At 47.1% G+C, this 21,890-nt stretch carries 28 protein-coding genes; 13 read left to right on the top strand and 15 right to left on the bottom strand.

Annotated features, from left to right (window positions below):
• Positions 1–227: hypothetical protein (locus OCV96_RS14890; RefSeq protein ID WP_262594808.1), on the top strand; the 227-nt coding region annotated here is incomplete at its 5' end.
• On the opposite strand, the gene OCV96_RS14895 is transcribed toward OCV96_RS14890, so the two are convergent.
• Positions 183–989: a helix-turn-helix domain-containing protein gene (locus tag OCV96_RS14895; protein WP_009323504.1), complete on the bottom strand. Its 807-nt coding sequence runs from the start codon at positions 987–989 to the stop codon at positions 183–185. The genes OCV96_RS14890 and OCV96_RS14895 overlap by 45 nt on opposite strands.
• 483 nt (positions 990–1,472) lie before the next feature.
• Here OCV96_RS14895 and OCV96_RS14900 point away from each other — a divergent pair, with 483 nt between their 5' ends.
• The 10 genes from OCV96_RS14900 to OCV96_RS14945 all read left to right on the top strand — a co-directional run bounded on the left by OCV96_RS14900 (position 1,473) and on the right by OCV96_RS14945 (position 9,322).
• On the top strand, positions 1,473–1,661 hold the full coding sequence (locus tag OCV96_RS14900) for a hypothetical protein (protein ID WP_005927683.1): 189 nt from the start codon (positions 1,473–1,475) through the stop codon (positions 1,659–1,661).
• Positions 1,658–1,999, top strand: a complete 342-nt coding sequence (locus OCV96_RS14905; protein ID WP_005927681.1) for a DeoR family transcriptional regulator — start codon at positions 1,658–1,660, stop codon at positions 1,997–1,999. Before OCV96_RS14900 ends, OCV96_RS14905 begins: the two co-directional genes overlap by 4 nt.
• On the top strand, positions 1,992–2,288 hold the full coding sequence (locus OCV96_RS14910; RefSeq protein WP_005927679.1) for a DUF3847 domain-containing protein: 297 nt from the start codon (positions 1,992–1,994) through the stop codon (positions 2,286–2,288). The genes OCV96_RS14905 and OCV96_RS14910 overlap by 8 nt, the downstream gene beginning before the upstream one ends.
• 311 nt (positions 2,289–2,599) lie before the next feature.
• A complete protein-coding gene (locus OCV96_RS14915; protein WP_006575072.1) occupies positions 2,600–2,854 on the top strand; it encodes a CPCC family cysteine-rich protein in 255 nt (84 codons plus the stop codon).
• 57 nt (positions 2,855–2,911) lie between these two features.
• Positions 2,912–3,421: a hypothetical protein gene (locus OCV96_RS14920; RefSeq protein ID WP_006873177.1), complete on the top strand. Its 510-nt coding sequence runs from the start codon at positions 2,912–2,914 to the stop codon at positions 3,419–3,421.
• 194 nt (positions 3,422–3,615) lie between these two features.
• Positions 3,616–5,196, top strand: a complete 1,581-nt coding sequence (gene mobQ, locus OCV96_RS14925; protein ID WP_006873178.1) for a MobQ family relaxase — start codon at positions 3,616–3,618, stop codon at positions 5,194–5,196.
• A 65-nt stretch (positions 5,197–5,261) separates the two neighbouring features.
• A complete protein-coding gene (locus OCV96_RS14930) occupies positions 5,262–5,909 on the top strand; it encodes a CHC2 zinc finger domain-containing protein (RefSeq protein ID WP_040341772.1) in 648 nt (215 codons plus the stop codon).
• Positions 5,875–7,212, top strand: coding sequence for a virulence-associated E family protein (locus OCV96_RS14935; protein ID WP_262594857.1), 1,338 nt, complete (start codon positions 5,875–5,877; stop codon positions 7,210–7,212). Before OCV96_RS14930 ends, OCV96_RS14935 begins: the two co-directional genes overlap by 35 nt.
• Positions 7,213–7,453: 241 nt before the next feature.
• On the top strand, positions 7,454–7,651 hold the full coding sequence (locus OCV96_RS14940; protein WP_117963110.1) for a hypothetical protein: 198 nt from the start codon (positions 7,454–7,456) through the stop codon (positions 7,649–7,651).
• The gene (locus OCV96_RS14945; protein ID WP_262594809.1) at positions 7,652–9,322 is read left to right on the top strand and encodes a recombinase family protein; all 1,671 of its coding nucleotides are present in this window, start codon (positions 7,652–7,654) and stop codon (positions 9,320–9,322) included. It abuts the gene before it with no gap.
• On the opposite strand, the gene OCV96_RS14950 is transcribed toward OCV96_RS14945, so the two are convergent.
• The 5 genes from OCV96_RS14950 to OCV96_RS14970 all read right to left on the bottom strand — a co-directional run bounded on the left by OCV96_RS14950 (position 9,206) and on the right by OCV96_RS14970 (position 15,112).
• Positions 9,206–10,204, bottom strand: coding sequence for a DUF3810 domain-containing protein (locus tag OCV96_RS14950; RefSeq protein ID WP_262594810.1), 999 nt, complete (start codon positions 10,202–10,204; stop codon positions 9,206–9,208). The two genes, OCV96_RS14945 and OCV96_RS14950, sit on opposite strands and share 117 nt — an antisense overlap.
• 8 nt (positions 10,205–10,212) lie before the next feature.
• The gene (locus tag OCV96_RS14955) at positions 10,213–11,595 is read right to left on the bottom strand and encodes an MATE family efflux transporter (RefSeq protein WP_262594811.1); all 1,383 of its coding nucleotides are present in this window, start codon (positions 11,593–11,595) and stop codon (positions 10,213–10,215) included.
• Between the two features lie 218 nt (positions 11,596–11,813).
• On the bottom strand, positions 11,814–12,950 hold the full coding sequence (locus OCV96_RS14960; RefSeq protein ID WP_118669161.1) for a DUF3048 domain-containing protein: 1,137 nt from the start codon (positions 12,948–12,950) through the stop codon (positions 11,814–11,816).
• Positions 12,951–13,048: 98 nt separating this feature from the next.
• Positions 13,049–13,408, bottom strand: coding sequence for a DUF3783 domain-containing protein (locus tag OCV96_RS14965; protein WP_262594812.1), 360 nt, complete (start codon positions 13,406–13,408; stop codon positions 13,049–13,051).
• A gap of 6 nt (positions 13,409–13,414) precedes the next feature.
• Positions 13,415–15,112, bottom strand: a complete 1,698-nt coding sequence (locus OCV96_RS14970) for an EAL domain-containing protein (RefSeq protein WP_262594813.1) — start codon at positions 15,110–15,112, stop codon at positions 13,415–13,417.
• A gap of 256 nt (positions 15,113–15,368) precedes the next feature.
• On the opposite strand from OCV96_RS14970, the gene OCV96_RS14975 reads away from it, so the two are divergent.
• Together OCV96_RS14975 and OCV96_RS14980 are read left to right on the top strand one after the other, a co-directional pair.
• On the top strand, positions 15,369–15,803 hold the full coding sequence (locus tag OCV96_RS14975; RefSeq protein WP_262594814.1) for a MarR family winged helix-turn-helix transcriptional regulator: 435 nt from the start codon (positions 15,369–15,371) through the stop codon (positions 15,801–15,803).
• Positions 15,804–16,580, top strand: a complete 777-nt coding sequence (locus OCV96_RS14980; RefSeq protein ID WP_262594815.1) for a sulfite exporter TauE/SafE family protein — start codon at positions 15,804–15,806, stop codon at positions 16,578–16,580.
• Here the strand turns inward: OCV96_RS14980 and OCV96_RS14985 are convergent.
• The 9 genes from OCV96_RS14985 to OCV96_RS15025 form a co-directional block, all read right to left on the bottom strand.
• The gene (locus OCV96_RS14985) at positions 16,572–17,168 is read right to left on the bottom strand and encodes an LOG family protein (RefSeq protein ID WP_262594816.1); all 597 of its coding nucleotides are present in this window, start codon (positions 17,166–17,168) and stop codon (positions 16,572–16,574) included. The genes OCV96_RS14980 and OCV96_RS14985 overlap by 9 nt on opposite strands.
• A gap of 89 nt (positions 17,169–17,257) precedes the next feature.
• Positions 17,258–18,157: a LysR family transcriptional regulator gene (locus OCV96_RS14990; RefSeq protein ID WP_262594817.1), complete on the bottom strand. Its 900-nt coding sequence runs from the start codon at positions 18,155–18,157 to the stop codon at positions 17,258–17,260.
• 385 nt (positions 18,158–18,542) lie between these two features.
• Positions 18,543–18,704, bottom strand: coding sequence for a hypothetical protein (locus OCV96_RS14995; protein WP_022312546.1), 162 nt, complete (start codon positions 18,702–18,704; stop codon positions 18,543–18,545).
• Between the two features lie 5 nt (positions 18,705–18,709).
• Complete coding sequence (locus OCV96_RS15000) at positions 18,710–19,570, bottom strand: hypothetical protein (RefSeq protein WP_262594818.1); 861 nt, start codon at positions 19,568–19,570, stop codon at positions 18,710–18,712.
• Between the two features lie 92 nt (positions 19,571–19,662).
• On the bottom strand, positions 19,663–19,965 hold the full coding sequence (locus OCV96_RS15005) for a hypothetical protein (RefSeq protein WP_022312548.1): 303 nt from the start codon (positions 19,963–19,965) through the stop codon (positions 19,663–19,665).
• Positions 19,966–20,106: 141 nt separating this feature from the next.
• Positions 20,107–20,250, bottom strand: a complete 144-nt coding sequence (locus OCV96_RS15010) for a hypothetical protein (protein WP_262594819.1) — start codon at positions 20,248–20,250, stop codon at positions 20,107–20,109.
• Between the two features lie 3 nt (positions 20,251–20,253).
• Positions 20,254–20,727: a metallophosphoesterase gene (locus tag OCV96_RS15015; protein ID WP_262594820.1), complete on the bottom strand. Its 474-nt coding sequence runs from the start codon at positions 20,725–20,727 to the stop codon at positions 20,254–20,256.
• Between the two features lie 129 nt (positions 20,728–20,856).
• Positions 20,857–21,453 (bottom strand): hypothetical protein, encoded by a 597-nt coding sequence (locus tag OCV96_RS15020; RefSeq protein ID WP_262594821.1) that lies wholly within the window; start codon positions 21,451–21,453, stop codon positions 20,857–20,859.
• On the bottom strand, positions 21,438–21,767 hold the full coding sequence (locus OCV96_RS15025; protein WP_262594823.1) for a nucleotidyltransferase family protein: 330 nt from the start codon (positions 21,765–21,767) through the stop codon (positions 21,438–21,440). Before OCV96_RS15025 ends, OCV96_RS15020 begins: the two co-directional genes overlap by 16 nt.
• Positions 21,768–21,890: the final 123 nt, after the last annotated feature.

The following is a 21,890-nucleotide window of genomic DNA, read 5'->3' on the forward strand; positions in this document are numbered from 1 at the left end:
TTTCAAGAAGTAATCAACTGCCTTTTTTAGAAAAAGTAGAAAAACTGCGCCACAGCCTTGGCAGGCCATCGCGCAGCGATTTTGTTCACTTCCAGTTTGTCGTTCTAAAAATTCAACTGAATAATCCCAGCAAAAACCGCTGCTACATGGAAGCCAACAAACCATGCAACAGCGGTTTTTCTTTACCGTTTTTTCCTTTGGCTGATAGGCGTTCCCATTTTCTTTGATTTTTTGAGAATCCGAATCAGCCAGCGAAATTCTTCGTCTGACAGATTTTTATAGTTGATACCGAGCTGTTTACAGTAAAGGACAACCAGCTTTTCATCCCGGCTGCCCTTGAAATTTTCGACCGCTTCCAGATTTTCTTTCAGTTCATTGGCAACAGTGGTCTGGGGTGCACTCTCACTGTCCTTTTTATGGGCTTCTCGAATATCCCGGATAATGAGGTTGAGGTCATCCCGTACCATCTGACTGAAATATTCATCATCACTGATATGGGCGGCTTGTAGCACTTTCAAATGGGGGTCGTCTTCGCCAGGGCGATACCGTTCAATGATTTCATGTCGGACAGTATCAACAAGGGCATTGAGGTTTTGAATCTGCATGGTGGCAATCCCGTCCACATAAATCTCAATGTCCGCAAGAAACTTGATAAAATCTTTATGTGTGGCAAGCTCACAGAGCAGACGGTTGTTAATCCGACCGCTTTTCAGGAGAGCAACCATCTCATCATTCAAATGCAACTCCGTCAATGGCGTGTTGATCTGCTCCCTGTTCTCTGTCCGGCACAGCAGATAATCAACGGAAACCCCATAGAAGTCTGCCAGTGTGATAAGGTTGCCATGATTGATTTCTTTATAATCCTCTTTCTCATAACTTCCAAGAGCTGATTTGGAAATACCCGTCAACTCTGACAACTCTTCCAGATTTAAGCCTTTGTCCTTGCGGAGTTCCCAAAGGCGTTCCTGTATGCTTGTCGCTCCTTTCATGGGCGCACGCTCCTTTCCGGTGGTTTGATTGCTGCCGCTTATCTGGATTATATCACACTTTCCGCAATCGTGGAAATTTCTGATTTTTACCCCTAATTCCTACTTTGTGGACATACGGCACAGGGCACAAAAATGTTCTATGATACAGGTAGTTCATCGATGGATTATTCCAATCGAATGACCAGCCTGTGTGGGATATGCTTCCCCGGCGATGTAGCGCCATGAATTTTGGCAGGGATATGGAGGAACCCTGACCAAAACGAGCGTACCAAAGGGAGCGATACGCCGCTGTGAGATTCAGGGGAGGAACGACACCGGGGAGAACTGGCGAACTGACACCGAAATGATACCGAAACACAACAATCTGATAGGGGGACAGTCTACCCTATCGCTGATACTTCGGGAGATTTTAAGCGGCTCTATGGCTGTAATTTTACCGAAAATCGCCCCGAAACCATACACTAAAACGGGAGGAAGCGCAATATGCCGAGAATGAGCAAAAAGAGGAAGTATGAGCTTTCCTTTTACCTCAATGACCGGGGGCGTGTCACTTACAACGAATTATGCCGGAAATGCCAGCATGGGTGCAAGCAGAGCTTCCGGGCGGTTGTGATTGACTGCCCCTGTTATTTATCCAAACGAGCAAAGAAAAAGGAGGAACACACAGAATGAATTTTGAATTTATGACGATAGACACACCATTGCCGCCCTGTATGCCTTTTCCCAGAGCGTTGACAGGATTTCCAGTCAGCAGCACCGCAAAGGTCATGTACTGCCGGATGCTGGACGCTATGCTCTCCAAAGGGCAGGAGGACGAGAACGGAATCCTCTTTGTCTGCTTCCCTGTCACAGCCATTGCCGCAGTCCTGTCCCGCAGCTCCATGACGGTCAAGCGTTCTCTGAATGAACTGGAAACTGCCGGACTTATCATGCGGGTGCGTCAGGGCATTGGAGAACCAAACCGGATTTATGTGCTGATACCGGGAAAGGAGGACGCTGCCCTTGCCTGATACCTCAAAGCTGGAAAAACTCAATCGGGAGTTGGAAAAAAGCGAAAAGAAACTGCGGAAAGCCATCAATGATGAAAAGGCATTGCAGCACCAGTTGAAACAGCTTACCCGAAAGGAACGGACGCACCGGCTCTGTACCCGTGGCGGTATGCTGGAAAGTTTTCTGCAAGAGCCGGAACGCCTGACAGATGATGATGTCATGCTGTTGTTGAAACTCATTTTTCACAGACAGGACACGCAGGAACTATTGAAAAAACTGCTGGAACGGGAGATGCCGGAACCCCCTTAGTTTACTAAGGGCGCAATTATACACCACCCAAAGGTTGGTGCATTGCGTTCTCCGAAGGCTCCTCGCCGGAGGGCTGTGATTTTCCGCAGTCATGGTCTGCTCCAAATCAAACAGGGGACGCTACACTTCCCCTGCGCTGGCTGCAGCCAGCTACCCTTTTGTGGACTTGCCTGTTGGGGACACCTTGCGGTGCAAGCTGTTCCCAGCCGACAAGTTTCATAAAATATGCTATCTTTTCGATAGTCGATGAAGTATAATAAAGTCAGAAATAAATCAGGAATTTGAGGTCAAGGCTTAAACGTGAGGTTTATATGAAAAAATACCAATGTCCTTGCTGCGGATATTTTACCTATAATGTTCCGGCAAATGAAGATTGTGGGTATATTTGCCCCGTTTGTTTTTGGGAGAATGACCCGTTCATTGCTTCTGATAACGAACCAAGCGACTCTAATCATGGAATAACGCTAAAAGAAGCGAAATCCAATTTCTCAAAATTTGGTGCTTGTGAAAAAGAAATGTTATGTTATGTCCGACCACCAAGAGATGATGAAAAAGAAATTTCATAGCGACAACTTCCAACTTGTAGAACTGAAAAATTAGAAGTTGTAAAGGAGTGTGATAAAATGGAAACACTTTTTGACCAATACAAAGAACTGAATATAAATGGCTCTTTGATTTGTCTTGAACAAGTTGAAGATATTTATTCTTACTTCTGCTATCCGACCAATGCAAAGGCAATAGGTTTTGAAGGAAGTATTATGTATTGCTTTATTGAGCCGTATGGGGAAATGGTTTTTGCCTGCAATCCTGATACTTGTGCAGATGTTTTTGTTTATCCACTGGCAAGAACCTTTGAGGATTTTATGAGACTTATTCTTGCTTGTGGTTCTACTAATCCTATTGAGCAGATTATTTGGATGGACAAAGACAAATTTGAAAAACACCTCAAAGAGGAAGAAGCAATCCGCACAGAGGAACAGAAAGCGACATTAAGTTATCTTGAAACAGAATTAGAAATTTCCCCTATTGATAACCCTTATGACTATGTAAAAGAACTGCAATCTCGCTTTGACAATAGTGGCATTGAGTATAGTGATGAATACTATGATGTTTTGGGGATTGATAGAAAATAACAACAAATAAATTCCAGTTCGTCAGCTTCACATCGGGTCAACTTGTCCCGAACTTTTACAACTAAATACCCGCCGCCCACACAGCGGCACACCGAGCAGGAAATCTGAAAGAAAGGTTTCCTGCTTTTTTTCTGCCCAAAATGAGGTGGTAAAACGCCACCCCGTCCACCAATTAGCGAAAGGAGGGACACGAAATGCCCTGTCCACACAACGAAATCACGATTGTTCAGCGCAGCCAGCGGCAGTCTGCGGTTGCCGCCGCTGCTTACCAGAGTGGCGAAAAACTGTTCTGTGAATATGACCAGCAAGTGAAGCACTACCCGGAAAAGCGTGGTATCGTCCACAATGAAATCCTGCTCCCACCTAATGCCCCACAGGAATATGCAGACCGCAATACTTTGTGGAACGCCGCCGAAGCGGTGGAAAAACAATGGAACTCCCAGCTTGCAAGGCGGTGGGTGCTTACCATCCCCAGAGAGATACCGCCCGACCAGTATGCTGTCCTTGTCCGGGAGTTTTGCCAGAAGCAGTTTGTTTCCAAAGGCATGATTGCTGACTTTGCCATCCATGACCCCCATCCGCCGGGACACAATCCCCACGCCCATGTCATGCTCACTATGAGGGCAATGGACGAACATGGAAAATGGCTTCCCAAGAGCCGCAAGGTTTATGACCTTGACGAAAACGGGGAACGGATAAAACTTCCGTCCGGCAGATGGAAAAGCCACAAGGAGGATACGGTGGATTGGAACGACCAGAAGTATTGCGAAATCTGGCGGCATGAATGGGAGGTCATCCAGAACCGCTATCTGGAAGCCAATGACCGTCCGGAGCGTGTGGACTTGCGTTCCTATGCCAGACAGGGGCTTGATATTGTCCCCACTGTCCATGAGGGGGCTGCTGTCCGGCAGATGGAAAAGCGTGGAATCCAGACGAATATCGGAAACCTGAACCGGGAAATCAGAGCCGCCAACAGTCTGATGAAGTCCATCCGGCAGCTTATCCAAAACCTCAAAGGCTGGATTACCGAGCTGGGAGAAAAACGGAAAGAGCTGCTTGCACAAAAGGCGGCGGAGGAAGCGACACTTCTTCCCAATCTGCTGATGAAGTACATGGAGATACGAAAGGAAGAACGGAAGGACTGGACAAGGGCTGGACAGAACCGGGGGACTTCACAGGACTTAAAGGCAGTCAGCGAAGCCCTGTCCTATCTTCGGCAAAAGGGGCTTTCCACTGTGGAGGACTTAGAAGCATTTCTGGAATCTTCCGGGAAATCAGCCGCAGATTACCGCAATCAGATGAAGCCAAAGGAAGCCCGCAGCAAAGTGATTGACGGGATTCTTGCCAGCCAGACAGCCTGCAAGGAATGTAAGCCTGTCTATGAGAAGTACCAGAAGATATTTTTTAAGAAAACAAAGGAGAAATTCAAACAGGAACACCCGGAGGTTGCCCGGTATGCGAAAGCCGCCGCCTACCTTGCCAAGCACCCAGACGATAAGGACAGTACCCAAAAGGAGCTGCAAGAGGAGCAGGAAAAACTTCTGGAAGAAATTGCAGAGCTGAAAGTACCACTGACCGAGGTACAGGAGGATTTGAAGAAGCTGCGGGACATCCGCTACTGGGTACGGAAAGCCACCCCCGGCACAGAAGAAAGCAAAGAGCCGCCCAAGAAGCAGCCCATCAAAGAAGTCTTGCAGGATAAGGCAGACGAGAAAAAAGCACAAAGAACTGTCCCGGCACAGACGAAACACAAACAACAGGATATGGAACTTTAACAGGCACTTGCCATTTTCAGATTGAGAATGTCAGGTGCTTTTCTTATTTTCAAGGAGGGACAGATTTGAATGTATTTGAAGCTGTGAAGCAGTCCGTCACAACAAGACAGGCTGCGGAGCATTATGGAATCCATGTAGGTCGGAACGGGATGGCTTGCTGTCCGTTCCATAACGATAAAACCCCAAGCATGAAGCTGGATCGGCGTTACCACTGCTTCGGCTGCGGTGCGGATGGGGATGTGATTGATTTTGCCGCCGCCCTGTATGGGCTGGGAAAGAAAGAAGCCGCCGTACAACTGGCACAGGACTTCGGGCTTTCCTATGAGGACTGGAAACCGCCGGGAAAGGCAAAAAAGCCCAAGTCCCGGCAGAAATCCCCGGAGGAACAGTTTCAGGAAGCAAAAAACCATTGCTTCCGTATCCTTGCCGATTATCTCCACCTACTCCGAGTGTGGAGAAAGGAATATGCCCCGCACTCCCCAGAGGAAATCTTTCATCCCCGGTTTGTGGAAGCCTTACAGAAGCAAGACCAAGTGGAATATCTGCTGGATGTGCTGCTGTTCGGGGAAACAGAGGAAAAAGCGGCTTTGATTACGGACTACGGAAAGGATGTGATACAGCTTGAACAGCGAATGGCAGAGCTTGCAGCCGCAGACGCAGCAAGAACTAAAAAACACCATGAACGCCATGCAGCCGCCACAGAGCGCCCCTGAAATCAAGGCGGGGCTGGAAACTACCGAGAAAGGCGGTGTCCGTCAGAGCATACGGAACTGCCTGACCGTATTCCAGCGTGACCCGCTGCTTTCCGGGGCTATCGCATACAACATCCTGACCGACCGCAAGGACATCATAAAGCCCATCGGCTTCCACAGGGAAAGCACAGCCCTGAACGATACGGACATGAAGTATCTGCTTCTTTATCTGGAAGAAACCTACGGGCTTACCAATGAGAAAAAGATTGATAACGCCATCGGGATTGTGGCGAATGAAAACAAGTACCATCCCATCCGGGACTATTTAAGTACCCTTGTGTGGGACGGGACAGAGCGAATCCGTTTCTGCCTGCGGCACTTTCTGGGGGCTGACGCAGACGATTACACCTATGAAGCGTTGAAGCTGTTCCTGCTGGGTGCAATCTCACGAGCCTTTCAGCCGGGATGCAAATTTGAAATCATGCTCTGTCTGGTAGGCGGTCAGGGGGCTGGCAAGTCCACCTTCTTCCGTCTGCTGGCAGTCCGGGACGAGTGGTTCTCCGATGATTTGCGGAAGTTGGACGATGACAATGTGTACCGCAAGCTGCAAGGTCACTGGATTATCGAAATGTCGGAAATGATGGCAACCGCCAACGCCAAGAGCATTGAGGAAATCAAGTCATTTTTAAGCCGGCAGAAAGAGGTTTACAAGATACCCTATGAAACCCACCCGGCAGACCGCCCCCGTCAGTGCGTGTTTGGCGGCACTTCCAATGCCCTTGATTTTCTTCCCCTTGACCGTTCCGGCAACCGCCGCTTTATCCCCGTCATGGTGTACCCGGAGCAAGCCGAGGTTCACATTTTGGAGGACGAAGCTGCTTCCAGAGCCTATATCGAGCAGATGTGGGCGGAAGCGATGGAGATTTACCGAAGCGGCAGGTTCAAGCTGGCTTTCAGCCCCGCCATGCAGCGGTATCTCAAAGAACACCAGCGGGATTTTATGCCGGAGGACACCAAAGCCGGAATGATACAGGCGTATCTTGATAAGTACACCGGGAGCATGGTCTGCTCCAAGCAGCTCTACAAGGAAGCCTTGAACCATGCCTTTGACGAGCCGAAGCAATGGGAAATCCGGGAAATCAACGAGATTATGAACCAATGCATTGACCGCTGGCGGTACTTCCCGAACCCAAGGATGTTTTCCGAATATGGCAGACAAAAGGGATGGGAGCGTGAAAACCCGGCAACGGACTCCGGCAACCCGTCTGAAAAAACGATGGACGGTTTTGTGGAGGTCACAGAACAGATGGAGCTTCCATTCTGAAAATGACAGCCCGTTGCATCCCCTGTTGCTATCCCGTTGCCGAGCCGGTTGCCGGGGAAAACCCCGAAACTATCAGCTTTTCTCCCTTATAACAACCAAAACAACAGAAAAATAAAAGAAAAGTATAAATAGTAAGTAGTGCCAGATTGAGATTGTTTGCAAGGTCTTTTGAAGCCCGTTGCCGGACTTCGTTGCCGACACCCTCTGTCTGGCTATTTTCATGTATGGAGGATAACTGCCTATGGCAAAAAACAAAACGGAGATTCATGTGACCACTGTATTTGACGGGGAGCTGGACGCCACCGATGTGTTCGTCAGCCTGATTTCCCAGAAATACGGCAAAACAAATATAAAAGAATATCTTGCTAAAAAGAAAGATATGGAGTATAATGAAGATGAGGTTCAAAAGAGCCAGATACCGTCTGGATTGTGTGGGTAAATGGCTATGATGAACGAAATCGAATACAGAAGCATCGGGAAAGCACTTGCCGGGGGCTATCGTGCGGCGGTCTATTGCAGGCTGTCAAAGGACGATGACCTGCAAGGCGAAAGTGCCAGTATCGCAAACCAGCGGGATATGCTGGAAAAATACTGCGAAAAGCAGGGATGGGAGGTTGTGGCAGTCTATCAGGACGATGGCTTCACAGGTCTTAATATGGAGCGTCCTGATTTACAGAGAATGTTGAGAGCCATTGAGCGCAGGCAAATCAACCTTGTCATCACGAAAGACCTCAGCCGACTGGGGCGTAACTATCTGCAAACCGGGCATTTGATTGAGGACTTTTTTCCAAGAAATGGTGTCCGCTATATCGCCATGAATGACGGTATCGACACCCTGCGGGATAACAACGATATTGCCCCGTTCAAGAATATCCTGAACGAGATGTACAGCAAGGATATTTCCAAGAAAGTCCATTCCTCTTATCTTCTGAAAGCGCAGAAAGGACAGTTTACCGGGTGTCTTGCCCCGTTTGGGTATCGGAAAGACCCGGAGGACAAAAACCATCTGCTCATTGATGAGGAAACCGCCCCGATTGTGCGGCTGATTTTCGGATATGCCCTAAACGGTCATGGTCCCAACTATATCCGCAGACGGCTGGAGGAAGAAAAAATCCCCTGCCCCACATGGTGGAACCGGGAACGGGGGCTTCGCAATACCAGCACAAAATGGGAAAAGAAAGACCCGGAAAACGGACGGTATATGTGGGACTTCTCCGTTATCAAAGACCTTTTGATGAATCCCGTCTACACTGGGGCGATTGCTTCCCAGAAAAAGGACTACCGCTTCAAAATCGGCACGATAGGGGAAAAGAAGCCGGAGGACTGGATTGTGGTGGAGGGACAGCATGAACCGCTGATTGACCGCATGAGCTTTGACATTGTGCAGAACAAGCTGAAATCCCGTCAGCGTCCGGGGCAGACCAATGAAATCAGCCTGTTTGCCGGACTGTTAAAATGCGGCGAGTGTGGGAAGTCGCTGACGGTACGCTACACAAACGCAAAACATCCCCAGCGGATTTATTCCTGCAAGACCTACAACGCCTTTGGAAAAAACCACTGCACCCAGCACCGGATTGATTATGACACCCTTTACAGCCATGTGCTGCGGAAAATCCGGGAATGTGCCAGAGCTGCCCTGATGGACGGGGAAGCGGTTGCCGACCGCCTGACCAATACCTGTGAAGCAGAGCAGCGGGAACAGCGGGAAGCAATGGAACGCTCCCTTACAAGGGACGAAGAACGGATTGAGGTTCTGGACAAAATGGTAATGCGGCTTTATGAGGATATGATTGCAGGGCGTATCAGTGAGCAGAATTTCAACACCATGTTGGAAAAGACACAGACCGAGCAGACGGAGCTTAAAACCAGAGTGTCCGAGGGCAGAAAGCGGCTGTCCGATGAAATCCAGCTTGCCAATGACGCAAAACAATGGGTGGAAGCCATTCAGGAATATGCCAACATCACAGAGCTGGACGCAGCCACCCTCAACCGCTTAATCAAAGAAATCGTCGTGCATGAACGCATTGACGAAGATAAAACAAGACACATTTCTATCGAAATTCATTTTAATCTCAAACCCATCCCGGAGGTGGAACAGGTCACTGCCTGACCTGTCCCGCCGGGACGGTTCTCTTAACAACACCATATAGATTTTTTGTACGCCGCCGCCCGCCATCGAGCAGAGTTTTACACCTAATTGGGGATAAAACAGCTCATGACACATGGTTGCCGGTTTTTCCATGATGTACATGACATCATTGTAATTTGCCTCCATGGAAAACGGGAAATAATAGCCACACATATACATCTGACACATGAAATCCGAGAAAAACATAGCCTTCGGCCGGGGATAATAACCATCCAGCTGGTCATACCTTTTCCCCAGGCTCTGCATCACATCGATGGCTTTATCCTCCATATCCACCGCATTACCCCGGCTGTCCACACCACCCGAGTACACCACGGCACCACTGTCATCCCGTTCCATGACCTCACTGAGCTCATTACAGTGCCGGACGATATCATTGTAGATCCGAAGCAGTTCCTCCGTTCGTTCCTGTGTTGTCTGCTCCTGCGCTTCCTCTTCACCGAAATATTTCTCCGAAAATGTAGACCCATGATAGATCATGGTACAATTCAGCGTCATAATGGCAAATACGGCAAGCAACGTCCATGCAAAAAAACCAAAATATCCCTTCACTCCCCGGCAGTACTTTTCCGAATGTCTGCACGCCGGAATCAGCAAACTGCATCCCAGCACAACCGCAGCAAGCACCACCAGAATCCCTGCCACGATCAACCATTCGCCCACGGAAAAAGGAAACAACCCTGTAATCCTTCCGTAGGTATTGACCCAGATTGGGAAAATATAATCAATATAAGCATCGCTGAGGCTTCTGCTGCTCCAGGCAACGACCTGAAGCAGTAAAAGAACTGCAACGATGCTTAAATAAATTCGAAAACTTTTCTTATGGGATTTCTTATTCTCCATAGTACTCCTTAAGTGGCTTCCTCTTTTCCCACCTTGATCCTGGTCTTCTTCCAGATGCCACAGCGGTACAAAACATACAGGATCAACGCAGAAATGCCATTACTGATCACCACGGAATACCAGACACTGCGCACGCCCATATGCAGGACGCTCTCGCAGAACCACAGTGTCAGGAAACGGAATACCCACAATCTGGTCACATCGATGGCCATGGTCACCTCCGTATGGCCGGTTCCCTGGAACAAACCGGAGGTCGTATTGTATACGCCATTGGTAAAGCACCAGAATGCCATAACACTTAAAAAGTCCGCTGCCATGCCCACGACTTCCGCATCCTTAGAGAAGATCCTGACAATAGCCGTGGAGATCATATCTCTTGATAAAATCATACCACCTATGAACAAAAATACAACCGATATCCACATGGAAAAACGATACCCCTTCTCTGCACGGTCCGGCTGCTTCGCTCCCATGTTCTGCCCCACGATGGTGGCCGTTGCCGAGCCGATGGCATTGGAGGGCAGCGTGATCAGTCCATTCACTTTGTTGCCGATGCCATAAGCCGCCATGGCTTCCGTCCCGTAGACAAACACGTTTTTACTCATCAGCAGAAATCCCAGCTGCATGGTACTTCCGCCGATAGCGGTAGGCAGACCGATCTTAAGGATCATTCCCAGTTTTTCCTTCTGTAATCGCATGTACGCACGGTTCAGGCAGATATCATTTTCCTGTCTGCACAGAAGTCCGAAAGCCACCATGGCCGGAATCGCTTTCGCCAATAGCGTTGCCAGTGCTGCACCGGCAGTTCCCAGATCCAGGATGATCATGAAAAACGGATCCAGGAACAGATTCAGCGTAATACCTCCCAGATTAAGGAACATGGGGCGCACCGTATCTCCCTGTGCCTGATGTATTGCGGAAAAAATGTTGACCATATATAAAAAGGGCATATCCCAGATGACCACCCGCAGATAAACTCTTGCATAATATGCAGTTCCTCCGTCAGCTCCCAGCCAGTTGATGATAGCGGGTGTTCCCAGAAAACACAGTGTGGCACAGACCACGGCAAATCCCATGGCACAGGCAAATATCTGATTTGCCATGGATCTGGCATCCTCTTTTTCCCCGGCACCGATATACTGCGCAATGAGAACTGCACCGGCCACGGTGATACCGCTGCCGAAATTCGTAATGATATTCTGCATCGGTGTCACCAGGTTGATCGCCGCCAGTTGCTCCGTGCCGATCTTCCCCAGCCAATAAGTATCCGTCAGGTTATACATTGTCTGCAAAAAGCTGTTGATCACTACGGGAATTGCCAGAGACAGGATCGCTCTGATCAGATTTCCGTGCAATATCAGATCCGGATTATATTTTTTAGCCGTTTTCATTGCCATCACTCCTAAGTTGTTCTTAGATATGTCTTTCTTAATCTAAATTGTATTATACGTTAATTTTTCAGTGGTTTCCACGGCATTTTTAGGGTTTCACGCATCAAAATACTTATTTATTATCTTTTATATTCATCACCCCTATATACAAAAAATCCCTCCCACGGCATCTGCCTGCGGAAGGGATCTTATTCTTAATTCTGCGGTCATGATCAGACTTATTTGATTACAAGGCTGCTCCAACCATCGCTGGGGATCAGAGAGATATAGGTCTTACCGGTATTGATCTGGATCTCCTCACCGGTCTTCGCATCATAGTAATGTGTGATAGCATTCTCGGAAGACTTGGTCCAGGTAACTTCGATAGCCTTACCCTGAGTAATGTAGTAACCAGAGCGTCCGGAGTCGATGGCATTGTAGATCAGGTAGCCTTCACCCAGTTCTGCAAAAGTGGTATCCTGCAGAATAACGTTCTCGAAAGTGAGCTGTGCATTGCTGTCAGCATCCTTGTGTGCAGAACCATACTCATAGTAATCATAGGTTCCGGTCTCTTCGTTGTACTTCAGAGTAGAACCGTTGTGCTTGAAAGGAAGCTCAATGGTAGTAGCGCTGATAGCATCACTTCTATCATCAAAAGTAACTTCTCCGTCTGCAAATTTGAAGTGAGGTCCCTGATAGTAATCATTGTAAGTAGTGGTATACTTGGAATTTGCAAAACGCTGCTTCAGACCGTCATAGGTCTTGCCCTTCTGGCTGTTGGTATAGGTATCATAAGTAATATACTCGGTAAACTCAGTTGCCTTACCATTGTTGAAACGGGCGAAACCACCACTGAAGTTAGCGGAATAATCTTTTGCTACCCAGTCATTGATGAAGTAAGGGCCACCATCATGGCAGAGAACTGCGTTCCACTCAGCTGCCAGCATGAAGTTGGTAGGACGTGCACTACGAATACTACCCAGCTGCTCGATCTTCTCCCAGTCCTTTACGACTACCATGAAACGTGTAATTCTGTCGTTCAGAGTACTGTTCATGATCTCATATACAACATCTGCATCTGCGGTGCCGAAATGAGGCAGTGCGGTTCTCTCGTTATCTACCATTACCGCGATGGGACGCTGATCCTTCAGATCCTCATCGATCCACTCGTTGGTAAGTTCGCTGCGATAGGAGTGCTCCGGTGCAACTTCATCCGCGGAAGACTCAGTTGCGGCAGGCTGCTCTACCTCCTTGGTATCGGTAGCAATAGGCTCTGCTTCTACGGTCTGGATCGGAGAAGAGATCGGCTCACTGTTTCCACAGCCGGTCAGAACGCCTACTGCAATTAAAATTGCTGCAAGTACTTTCTTTTTCATGAATGCTTCCTTTCATCTGTTTGTTCTATCCGGTCTCTCGACCGGCACTCTAAAATACATTGTATCCCTAAAGTCCTATGTTTGTCCACAAAAAATTCTTAAGATTTTCTTGAGATTGCAGCTTTTTCCCGCTGCATTTCCAGACATAAATGCCGCAGTGTCCATGTACGGTTGACCGGTGTCAGAATCGCCTTGTACTCCACAGTCACTTCCTCCCGGCGAAGTTCAAACAGGAGTTTATCCAGCCTTTTCTCACGAAGTCCGCAGAACAGCAACAGACTCGCCTCCGGATTCGCCGACACATCCTGTGAGACCTCTCTGCCCTGCGCCAGATCCTCCAGCAGGCTGTCCGGATCAGGATCTGACATGCTTGTCATATTCATTTTCAGACGATTGGCAACATTTCGTACCTTCCGCTCTGTTTCCGTATCTCCATGAAATAACAGGATCTTTTCCATGTGCTGTTATCTGTCCTTTTCTGTCTCGTTTTTCCGCACGACTTCCTCAAACTGTTCGATGGGTACCGGTTTGGAATAGTAATATCCCTGCTGCCAGGTAGATCCAAATTTCTCGATATAGTCGCTGACTTCCTTATCCTCAATACCCTCAATACAGGTTTCGGTGTTTGTCCTCCTGGCATAATCCACGATAGACTGCACCATGGCCTGATTCTGAGGTTTTTGCTTAATATCACGGATGAAACTCATATCTACCTTCAGTTCGTCAAAAGGAAGCTCCAGCGCCAGACTTAAGGAACTGTTGCCTGTTCCGAAATCATCCAGTGCGATCTTGATCCCCTGGGAATGGAAAAATTCTACCTCTCCGCGCAGGAAATGAATATCCAGATCTCTGCATCGTTCTGTCAATTCGAGGCAAAGCTCCTCCGGCTTCGCACCGGTCTCTTTTAAAATATTCATGACAGCACTGCGGAACTCTCTGCGCTCCAGCTGTGCCGCCGCCACATTGACATTGACGAAAAAGCCTTCTGTCTCCTTGCGCAGCTTCTGTACATCCGTAAGTGCTGTCCGCAGAATCCAGTTCCCCAGATCAAAAATACAAGGATCCTGTTCCAGCCACTCCATGAACACACCGGGGGACACCATCCCGTAAGGCTCCAGTTCCCATCGGAGCAGCGCTTCCATTCCCCGGATCTTGCCGGTCTTCGTATCGGCAATCGGCTGATAGAACATCCGGAAGCCTTCAAAGTTATGCGTAGCACACTGATGGATCACACCGATCAGCTCAAACTGGTTCTCGTCACTGCCACAGACCTCATCATTAAAAATCACCAGCTCTCCATGATGCTCAAGCCGGGAATGGTTCAACGCGTAGGTCAGCCGGCTGCGGACCGCATTTGTCTCCTTCATATAAGGTTCCATAAATATTGCGCCGGCAGATACCTTCAGAGGGATCTTTTTGCCTTCTACCTCTGTATTCTCAAAAGTTTCTACGATCTCATCGTATATCTGCTGCAGTTCCGCTTTGGATACCTTTTTAAAACTGATCACAAACTTCGCACCGGAAAGCCGGTATACATATCCTTTTCCCTTTAACAGGCGCAACAGCTCCTGTGCCGCACAGTTCAGAATCTTATCCGAAAAAGCGGCACCGTACATAACATTGATATGACTGAACTGATCCAGTCCGATCTTCAGCAGAGTCCCCTGTCCGCTTTCCTCCAGGAATTCCCTGATCTCCCGGTCCAGCGCAGGTTCCGTATGCAATCCGGTGGTCGCGTCCACCTCGTCGGAAATACCGTAGTTGTTATATCGTATTACGATCACAAAAGGCTTTCCATCCTTATCATTCAGCATTTTCGCCCTGGCGCTGATCCGGTTGTAGGTGCTTCCGTCACGCACCCGGTACTCCCAGGGCTCGTCCATATTTTTCCCGGCAACTCTCTCCTGGAATCCCCTCCGGAAATCCTCCAGATCATCCGGATGAATCGATCTTTTTGATTTTTCTTGTCCGCAGATGGTATAGTTCTCCTGCATACCAAAATATTCCATCGTCTTCTCGGACCACCATGTCACGCCGTTCCGCAGATTGGTTATGGATATGTAGGACTTTTTCGCCAGAGAAGTAATGGCTTTTACAATATCCGGAAACAGGATATCCATTTCCTCCCAGAATTTCTGTTCATCATATGTATTGATACTCATGTCTCCTCCCGACACTTTCTTCTGTATGCCCACAGTCTCTGAATGCACCCTTGCATCAAATAAATTATAACATATCGAAATGATGTTTACGATAGTATAATGAATATAAATTTTTTATGAAATAAAATATCTTATGATTGACTTCGAAAACTATCTGTAATACTATGCAATATAGCAATTATTTCAAATTTGAAATATTCACTTTTGTAATTTCAGTAATTACACTTTGTATAATACTAAGTAAGGAGGCCTTCGGATGAATACTGATATCGAATTCGTACAAAAATTCAATCTGGCTTACAACGCCATGTGCAAACCTCTGTGCCAGCAGTTAAAGCTGCCACAGACAGCTTTTGATATTCTCATGTTCTTCGGCAATAATCCGGAATACCACACTGCCAGTGATGTCGTGGAGATCCGCCGGATCAAGGCGAATCTGGTGTCCGTCAATGTGGACAAGCTGGTGTGCGAGGGGTACCTGGAACGCAGAGAGGCTCCGGATGACCGTCGGAAGACTCTGCTGTTCTGCACGGAGAAAGCACAGGATGTCATCGAAAAAGGCCGCATGATACAGAGCATTTTCAAAGATACTCTGCTAGATGGCACCGATGAGACAAGCAAAGAGATCTTTTTCCACATGCTTCATGTCATGGAGAGAAATATGGACAATATCCTGAAAGGAGATAAATAAATGCAGATTTTAATCACGATTCTTGTCACTTTTTTCGCCGGCATGGGAGCCGGCCTGGGCACCGGATTTGCCGGAATGAGCGCTGCTGCCGTCATCAGTCCCATGCTGATCACTTTCCTCGGCATGGATCCGTATCTGGCCGTCGGCATTGCGCTGTCCTCGGACGTTCTGGCCAGTGCCGTATCCGCTTATACCTATGCGAAAAATAAAAATATTGATGTCAAAAACGGCCTGATCATGATGGGAAGTGTGCTGGTATTCACCGTCGTAGGCAGCTACGTATCCAGCCTGGTGCCTTCCGCTACCATGGGGAATTTCTCCGTGTTCATGACTTTCCTGTTAGGTATCAAATTCATCGTCCGGCCCGTAATGACCACCAAAGAAGCCATGCAGGGCGTCTCCGCGAAAAAAAGAGCCATTCAGTCTCTGGTATGCGGTATGCTGATCGGCTTTATCTGCGGTTTCGTCGGTGCCGGCGGCGGCATGATGATGCTGTTGATCCTGACTTCTGTTCTGGGCTATGAGCTGAAAACTGCTGTGGGAACCAGCGTCTTTATTATGGCTTTTACCGCTCTGACCGGTGCAGTTTCCCATTTTGCCATCGGGGGCATGCCCGACTGGACCGTATGGATCCTGTGCGTCATCTTTACCCTGATCTGGGCCCGGATTGCCGCACTGTTCGCCAACAAGGCCACACCCAAGACTCTGAACCGTGTCACCGGTGTGATTCTCGTGATCCTGGGTCTGGTAGTAATGGGCTTCGACCTGTTAACCTAAGTGATTTCCCATACCTTGTGTATTCTCCGGCGGAGCGATCGTTACATTGCTCCGCTGATTTTTTATAATCTCACGGATTTCAGACAGATCCTTTGCAAAATAGATTCCTTCCTGTCTCTCCGGGGAGGACAGCCCCATCTCTGTCATATGCCGCAGCAATGTCTGTAATCCGTCATAATAATCATTGAGGTTATAGAGGATACAGGGCGCAGTCAAATGCTTCAGAGACACCTTGGACATCACCTCTGCGATCTCTTCCAGCGTGCCGGTTCCTCCCGGAAAGGCAATAAATACATCCCCCAGTTCGATCATCTTCGTCTTCCGTTCTGTCATATCCTTCGTGACGATCAGCTCCGTGATCTCATCATACTGGTATTCCATATCAATGAAAAACTGTGGCTCCACGCCGATGACTTCTCCGCCTGCCTGCAGTACGCTCTCTGCCAGTTCTCCCATGAGTCCTGACTTGGAGCCTCCGTAGATCAGGCGGCTGCCGCTCTCTCCGATCCAGGTGCCGAGTTCCCGCACCGCCGTTTTCAATGACGGATCTTTTCCTTCATTTGCTCCCAGATATACTGTAATGTTCATGCCTGTTCTCCCTTGTTTCTTATGTGTATGGTTGTATATTGTGTTTATGCCTGCCGTTGCTCAGCGCCCGGACTCCTTCCACAGATCCTCTATTCCACGCTGTTACGTTCCTCAATGCTCTCTACATATTTGATAAACTCTTCCGCCACATGGGACAGGGTATGATTTTTATTCCAGATCAAAGCATAATCCGCATGGGCATTCGGATGCTCCACCGGCCGCACGCAGACGTCCTTGTCTCGGATCAGGGAGGAAATCGATGCCGGATAGATCGAGATGCCGACGCCGTGGAGGCTCAGTTCGTAGGCATTCATCATATGTGCGATCCTTCCCCGGATCACCGGAGCATGCCCTGTGCCATCGAACCATTTATCGATTTCACCTTTTCTGGATTCTCTGGAGGGAATCAACAGATCATAGGGCAACAACTCCGAGGGCTTCACCGGATCATTTTCCCAGGAATACAATGCATGTCCCTTGGGGATCACTGCCACCCAGGGTTCTTCATACACCGGCAGCACGTGGAATTCCTCTGTGTTATAAGGGGCCGTGATCATGGCAATCTCACACAATCCCTTCGTTACGCGGTTATTCACATCATCTGTGTTGCCGTTCCACAGATTGTACTGTACATGAGGATGTCTCTGCTGAAATCCAGCGATCCATTCCGCAAAAAGGCGAGGGCCACAGCCCTCTACCGAAGCAATGTACAACGTCCCCTGCAAGCCTTCCTTCCGCTCTCTGACATCCTCTTCGGAGCGATTTACCAGATCCAGGATCTGATTGGCATATTGCAGAAAAAGCTCTCCCTCTTCTGTCAGGGATACTTTATGGGGCGTCCGAAGGAACAATGTCGTACCCAGTTCCGCTTCCAGATCCTGAATCTGACGGCTCAGGGGCGGCTGCGCGATCGCCAGCTGCTCCGCGGCTTTCGTGAAGCTTTTCTCCTCCGCCACTGCCTTGAAATATCGGATATGCCGCAATTCCATCTTTCCAGCATCCTCCTTCCATGCTTTTTCCAAAAACCAGCTTAATCTTTCTATTTTGTAACATGTTGTATTTTCTTTTATTATACCTTTTAGGTATTATTATACTTCTATTATATGTATTTCACATTATAAGCGCAATATGGTAAATTATAATCATCAAAAGGAAGTCAGGCCTGACCCCTTAAGCGTAACAACAAAGTCAACAGTTCATTTGTCTTGGAAAGGTTAAGGGTGAATATTATGAAGAAGATCATGGAAAAGGTTAACGAGTTTTTTGACGAGTATTACAAGAGCTTCGCTGAAAAATTCTGATAGAAGTGTGTTTTTCACGCTCATATACACAGAAAAAGCAGCAGATCATCTGGCGGGATCTGCTGTTTTTTGTTCAGGTATGAAAATAATATCCGTCTCCATCACTCCCGTCATCCCATTCCTCATTGTCGTCAGATCCTATATATTCTCCGCAATTAGGGCAGTCCCCTTCATAGATTGGGTTCACAAATTCTCCACAATGTGGACAAAATACATCAATAAATGGATTATTCATTTTTCTTATCCCCTTTTCAAGATTTTATCCGCATCCAGCCCATAGGCTTCGATGCACTTTCTCAAATACGCCGGATTCGCCTGTTCGGTCTTATACCTCTCGTACTTATGCTTCTCGTAATACTCCCGCTCGAATTTCTCAGGCGGTGTTCCGTAGCGTTTATTATATTCCTTATACTTTGCTATGGTATTTGGCGGATTCAGGATCTCTATTTTCCTGTCATGGACATATATCCCAACGGCAACCTCTTTGCAAAATTCCTCCTCCGATACCGTTTCGTCACCCCAGGGTCCTTCGTTCCACCCCGTAACCGCAATGATCAGATTCAGATAAGGAAATGCATAGAGCAGTTTATACCATTCTTCGATAAATTCCCTGACCGTGGGGTATTTTTGCGTAGTCGCATTCGCCCCAATCGTTCCATCCGCACGAATCCAGCCATATCCCGTGGGATAATGATTCTTCTGAATGAGACAGTTCTCAAAATTCATACATCCGATATAATCTTCATGGCTGCGAACAGCACTCACGTAAAAATTTAAAAATCTGTCCGTCCTTCGGATAATATCAAATGCCTGCTCTGCCGTTACGGGTACTCCTCTCATCCGGTAATAGGGCCTGCGGACATTTCGAACGGGATCGACTGACTCATCCCCGGCAATAGCGATCTCAATTTCCGAATGCTTTTCATAAACTTCTTTCGGTATCAGCCAGACAATAGCATCGTCTGCTTTATTGCTGATTTCTATGGCTCCGGAAATAATTTTTTCATACTCCCATTCCTTCGTCTCCATATAGGTATTCCCGTATTCATCCGTATATATCGCCACTTCACAATTCTTTTTCAGATAATCAAATATTGTCATTTTCCCTTTTCGCCTCTGACATAATCGCGCATAAAAATGCATATTGCAGATTTTTCTGTGGCAATCTCCGCCTGCAGATCATCGGTATTCCTTTAGTGATCTATCATTGCCAGCAATTTGTCGATTTCCTCCTGGGTAAGTCTTTCATCCGTCTTTGTCATCACAACTTTGCGCCTTGTGGATACATAGTCTTCATAGTCTCCGTATACAATGTCAAAATCGGAGTATCTCTTTTTGTATGCTTTGATCTCCGACAGATTATCATAGGCATCCAGCAAGGTCGGGTACACTTTTAAAACCGTTGCTGTCTCGATCAGGTTGTCGATACCTTTTTTCGTATAGGCCACCGCGATATACTGTTGCGGATACTTGTCTATCATTTCACGTAACTGCATCTGTTTCTTCATCCTTTCCTAATGGTCTGTGATTCATGTTGCACTGCCATCATAGCACATATTTTTTTCAGATCTTTCATCAAATCTAGGGTTGCAAAAAATCGAGCCGGTTCCCCTGCTCGATTTTTCTTTCAAAGCTTTTTATTTTATAATTTCCTGCAGACTTCTCGGTTCATAGTCCATCCACGGCTTCATACAGCCCACATTATATGCCTGTACGTGACTGTCACCGGTATGTCGGCATTCGTTGTCTTTCATTCCTTCCAGACATTTCTGAAAATACATATCTTACGGGCTGTTGTGGGTATGCCCGTAGAGTAGAATCGTGCCGCGGCTCATATGCTTCCAGCTGAAAATAGGGTAATGGCACAGCACCAGTTCATAACTCTTACCGCCTACAGAATCCCGGATCTCCCTATAATCGCAGACTTCCTGGAACAACTGCCGGTATCTAAGATCGGACACATCATCATGATTGCCCCGGATCAGGACCTTTTTTCCCTTCAGGATTGCCACCAGAGCGATCAGATCCTCGTTCTTACCGCGCATGCTCATATCACCCAGAATGTATACGGTATCTCCGTTAGTTACTTTGCTGTTCCATTTTCTTACGATCTCTGCGTGCATTTCCTCCAGATTCCGGAACGGGCGTCCATCGAATCCTATGGATGCTTCATGAAATAGATGCAGATCACTGATATAATAATTCATACTGTTGTCTCCCATTCCACATTCGCCACAGATCCCTAATATCAATTTCATTTATTGTCCAACCATCATCTGGCGTCCATGATGCAATATTATTAATTGGCTCTGTTTTACTTTTACAGCTTACTAAGCTCAAACATAAAATTGCAATAACGAATATCAGTTTTTGTTTATATCTATTCTTCATAACTTAGCAGTACAGCCTCCTTTTATTGGGAATATCGTTAATATTCCTTTTTCCGTTGCATGCTTTTCCCAGTCATTTTCCGTCAATATCTCTAGCGGTAGTAATCTCTGTGGACCGTTCTCATCCTCTTCATATCCCCATGAGTATCCGCCCAGGAATTTCAGTTTATTGCCATTCATTCGAGAGGGCAGATCTACTAGATAGGTATAAGCTGTCCATTTCAAGTGTCTACACCCAGCCAAATTACAACAGGGAGCATCAAATATTTCTGCCGGATAACCATACGCAAAATATGGATTCCCTTTTCCCAGATTTTCATCACTGACATCTATGGAAAGCTCTCTGTTTTCCCCATAATTTTCAATTCTTTCCACGAATTGAATAAATCCACAGGATCTCCGATAACCGGTCGCATTCATGTGTTCAAAGTAACCATGCATTACCGGATAACCTATGCAACATATTTTGTCTATCGGAAATCCCTGAAGGGCATCATAGCCAATTTCCCTGGGATCTGTACCTTGCGTGTATTCTACGGTGAGATTTTCTTCTATTCCATGAAGTGTAAAAGGAATTGTTATTCTGCTTTCCAAAGAATTATCCCCTCCTTCTGTATATTCTGATAAAACGGCAAAACATTTCGCCATTTCTCCATGTTTTCTTCCTGAATATCAATGATAGAAAATACTCTGTCATATCGAAGATCTAATTCCGCTGACCAATGAATGAACTGTTCCTTTGTTGCATCATCCATTTCATTTTTTATGATAATTACAATATCAATATCACTCTCATCCGTATTATCATTTCTGGCGACAGATCCGTACAATATGATTGCCAAAATACTATCCGAAAAAAGATCTACTACCCCTTGGGGCAAATCCTCTTTCATTGTATTTGTCAGCATACTGTCACCCCTTCGTCTTGAGAATATATTACTGTTATTTGTATACAATTATATTCCTTCTTTTTATCATTCACAATAAAAAATAAGAGAAACACGGCATTTCTACCGTGTTCCTCTCACTAA

The sequence above is a fragment of the Waltera acetigignens genome, assembly GCF_025567015.1.
Taxonomy (GTDB): Bacteria; Bacillota; Clostridia; order Lachnospirales; family Lachnospiraceae; genus Acetatifactor; species Acetatifactor acetigignens.

Excerpts from the sequence above, each read along its gene's own strand:
- OCV96_RS14895 (WP_009323504.1), bottom strand. The coding sequence starts at position 989 with ATGAAAGGAGCGACAAGCATACAGGAACGCCTTTGGGAACTCCGCAAG.
- OCV96_RS14900 (WP_005927683.1), top strand. The coding sequence starts at position 1,473 with ATGCCGAGAATGAGCAAAAAGAGGAAGTATGAGCTTTCCTTTTACCTC.
- OCV96_RS14905 (WP_005927681.1), top strand. The coding sequence starts at position 1,658 with ATGAATTTTGAATTTATGACGATAGACACACCATTGCCGCCCTGTATG.
- OCV96_RS14915 (WP_006575072.1), top strand. The coding sequence starts at position 2,600 with ATGAAAAAATACCAATGTCCTTGCTGCGGATATTTTACCTATAATGTT.
- OCV96_RS14920 (WP_006873177.1), top strand. The coding sequence starts at position 2,912 with ATGGAAACACTTTTTGACCAATACAAAGAACTGAATATAAATGGCTCT.
- mobQ (WP_006873178.1), top strand. The coding sequence starts at position 3,616 with ATGCCCTGTCCACACAACGAAATCACGATTGTTCAGCGCAGCCAGCGG.
- OCV96_RS14935 (WP_262594857.1), top strand. The coding sequence starts at position 5,875 with ATGAACGCCATGCAGCCGCCACAGAGCGCCCCTGAAATCAAGGCGGGG.
- OCV96_RS14940 (WP_117963110.1), top strand. The coding sequence starts at position 7,454 with ATGGCAAAAAACAAAACGGAGATTCATGTGACCACTGTATTTGACGGG.
- OCV96_RS14945 (WP_262594809.1), top strand. The coding sequence starts at position 7,652 with ATGGCTATGATGAACGAAATCGAATACAGAAGCATCGGGAAAGCACTT.
- OCV96_RS14950 (WP_262594810.1), bottom strand. The coding sequence starts at position 10,204 with ATGGAGAATAAGAAATCCCATAAGAAAAGTTTTCGAATTTATTTAAGC.
- OCV96_RS14955 (WP_262594811.1), bottom strand. The coding sequence starts at position 11,595 with ATGAAAACGGCTAAAAAATATAATCCGGATCTGATATTGCACGGAAAT.
- OCV96_RS14960 (WP_118669161.1), bottom strand. The coding sequence starts at position 12,950 with ATGAAAAAGAAAGTACTTGCAGCAATTTTAATTGCAGTAGGCGTTCTG.
- OCV96_RS14965 (WP_262594812.1), bottom strand. The coding sequence starts at position 13,408 with ATGGAAAAGATCCTGTTATTTCATGGAGATACGGAAACAGAGCGGAAG.
- OCV96_RS14970 (WP_262594813.1), bottom strand. The coding sequence starts at position 15,112 with ATGAGTATCAATACATATGATGAACAGAAATTCTGGGAGGAAATGGAT.
- OCV96_RS14975 (WP_262594814.1), top strand. The coding sequence starts at position 15,369 with ATGAATACTGATATCGAATTCGTACAAAAATTCAATCTGGCTTACAAC.
- OCV96_RS14980 (WP_262594815.1), top strand. The coding sequence starts at position 15,804 with ATGCAGATTTTAATCACGATTCTTGTCACTTTTTTCGCCGGCATGGGA.
- OCV96_RS14985 (WP_262594816.1), bottom strand. The coding sequence starts at position 17,168 with ATGAACATTACAGTATATCTGGGAGCAAATGAAGGAAAAGATCCGTCA.
- OCV96_RS14990 (WP_262594817.1), bottom strand. The coding sequence starts at position 18,157 with ATGGAATTGCGGCATATCCGATATTTCAAGGCAGTGGCGGAGGAGAAA.
- OCV96_RS14995 (WP_022312546.1), bottom strand. The coding sequence starts at position 18,704 with ATGAATAATCCATTTATTGATGTATTTTGTCCACATTGTGGAGAATTT.
- OCV96_RS15000 (WP_262594818.1), bottom strand. The coding sequence starts at position 19,570 with ATGACAATATTTGATTATCTGAAAAAGAATTGTGAAGTGGCGATATAT.
- OCV96_RS15005 (WP_022312548.1), bottom strand. The coding sequence starts at position 19,965 with ATGCAGTTACGTGAAATGATAGACAAGTATCCGCAACAGTATATCGCG.
- OCV96_RS15010 (WP_262594819.1), bottom strand. The coding sequence starts at position 20,250 with ATGTATTTTCAGAAATGTCTGGAAGGAATGAAAGACAACGAATGCCGA.
- OCV96_RS15015 (WP_262594820.1), bottom strand. The coding sequence starts at position 20,727 with ATGAAATTGATATTAGGGATCTGTGGCGAATGTGGAATGGGAGACAAC.
- OCV96_RS15025 (WP_262594823.1), bottom strand. The coding sequence starts at position 21,767 with ATGCTGACAAATACAATGAAAGAGGATTTGCCCCAAGGGGTAGTAGAT.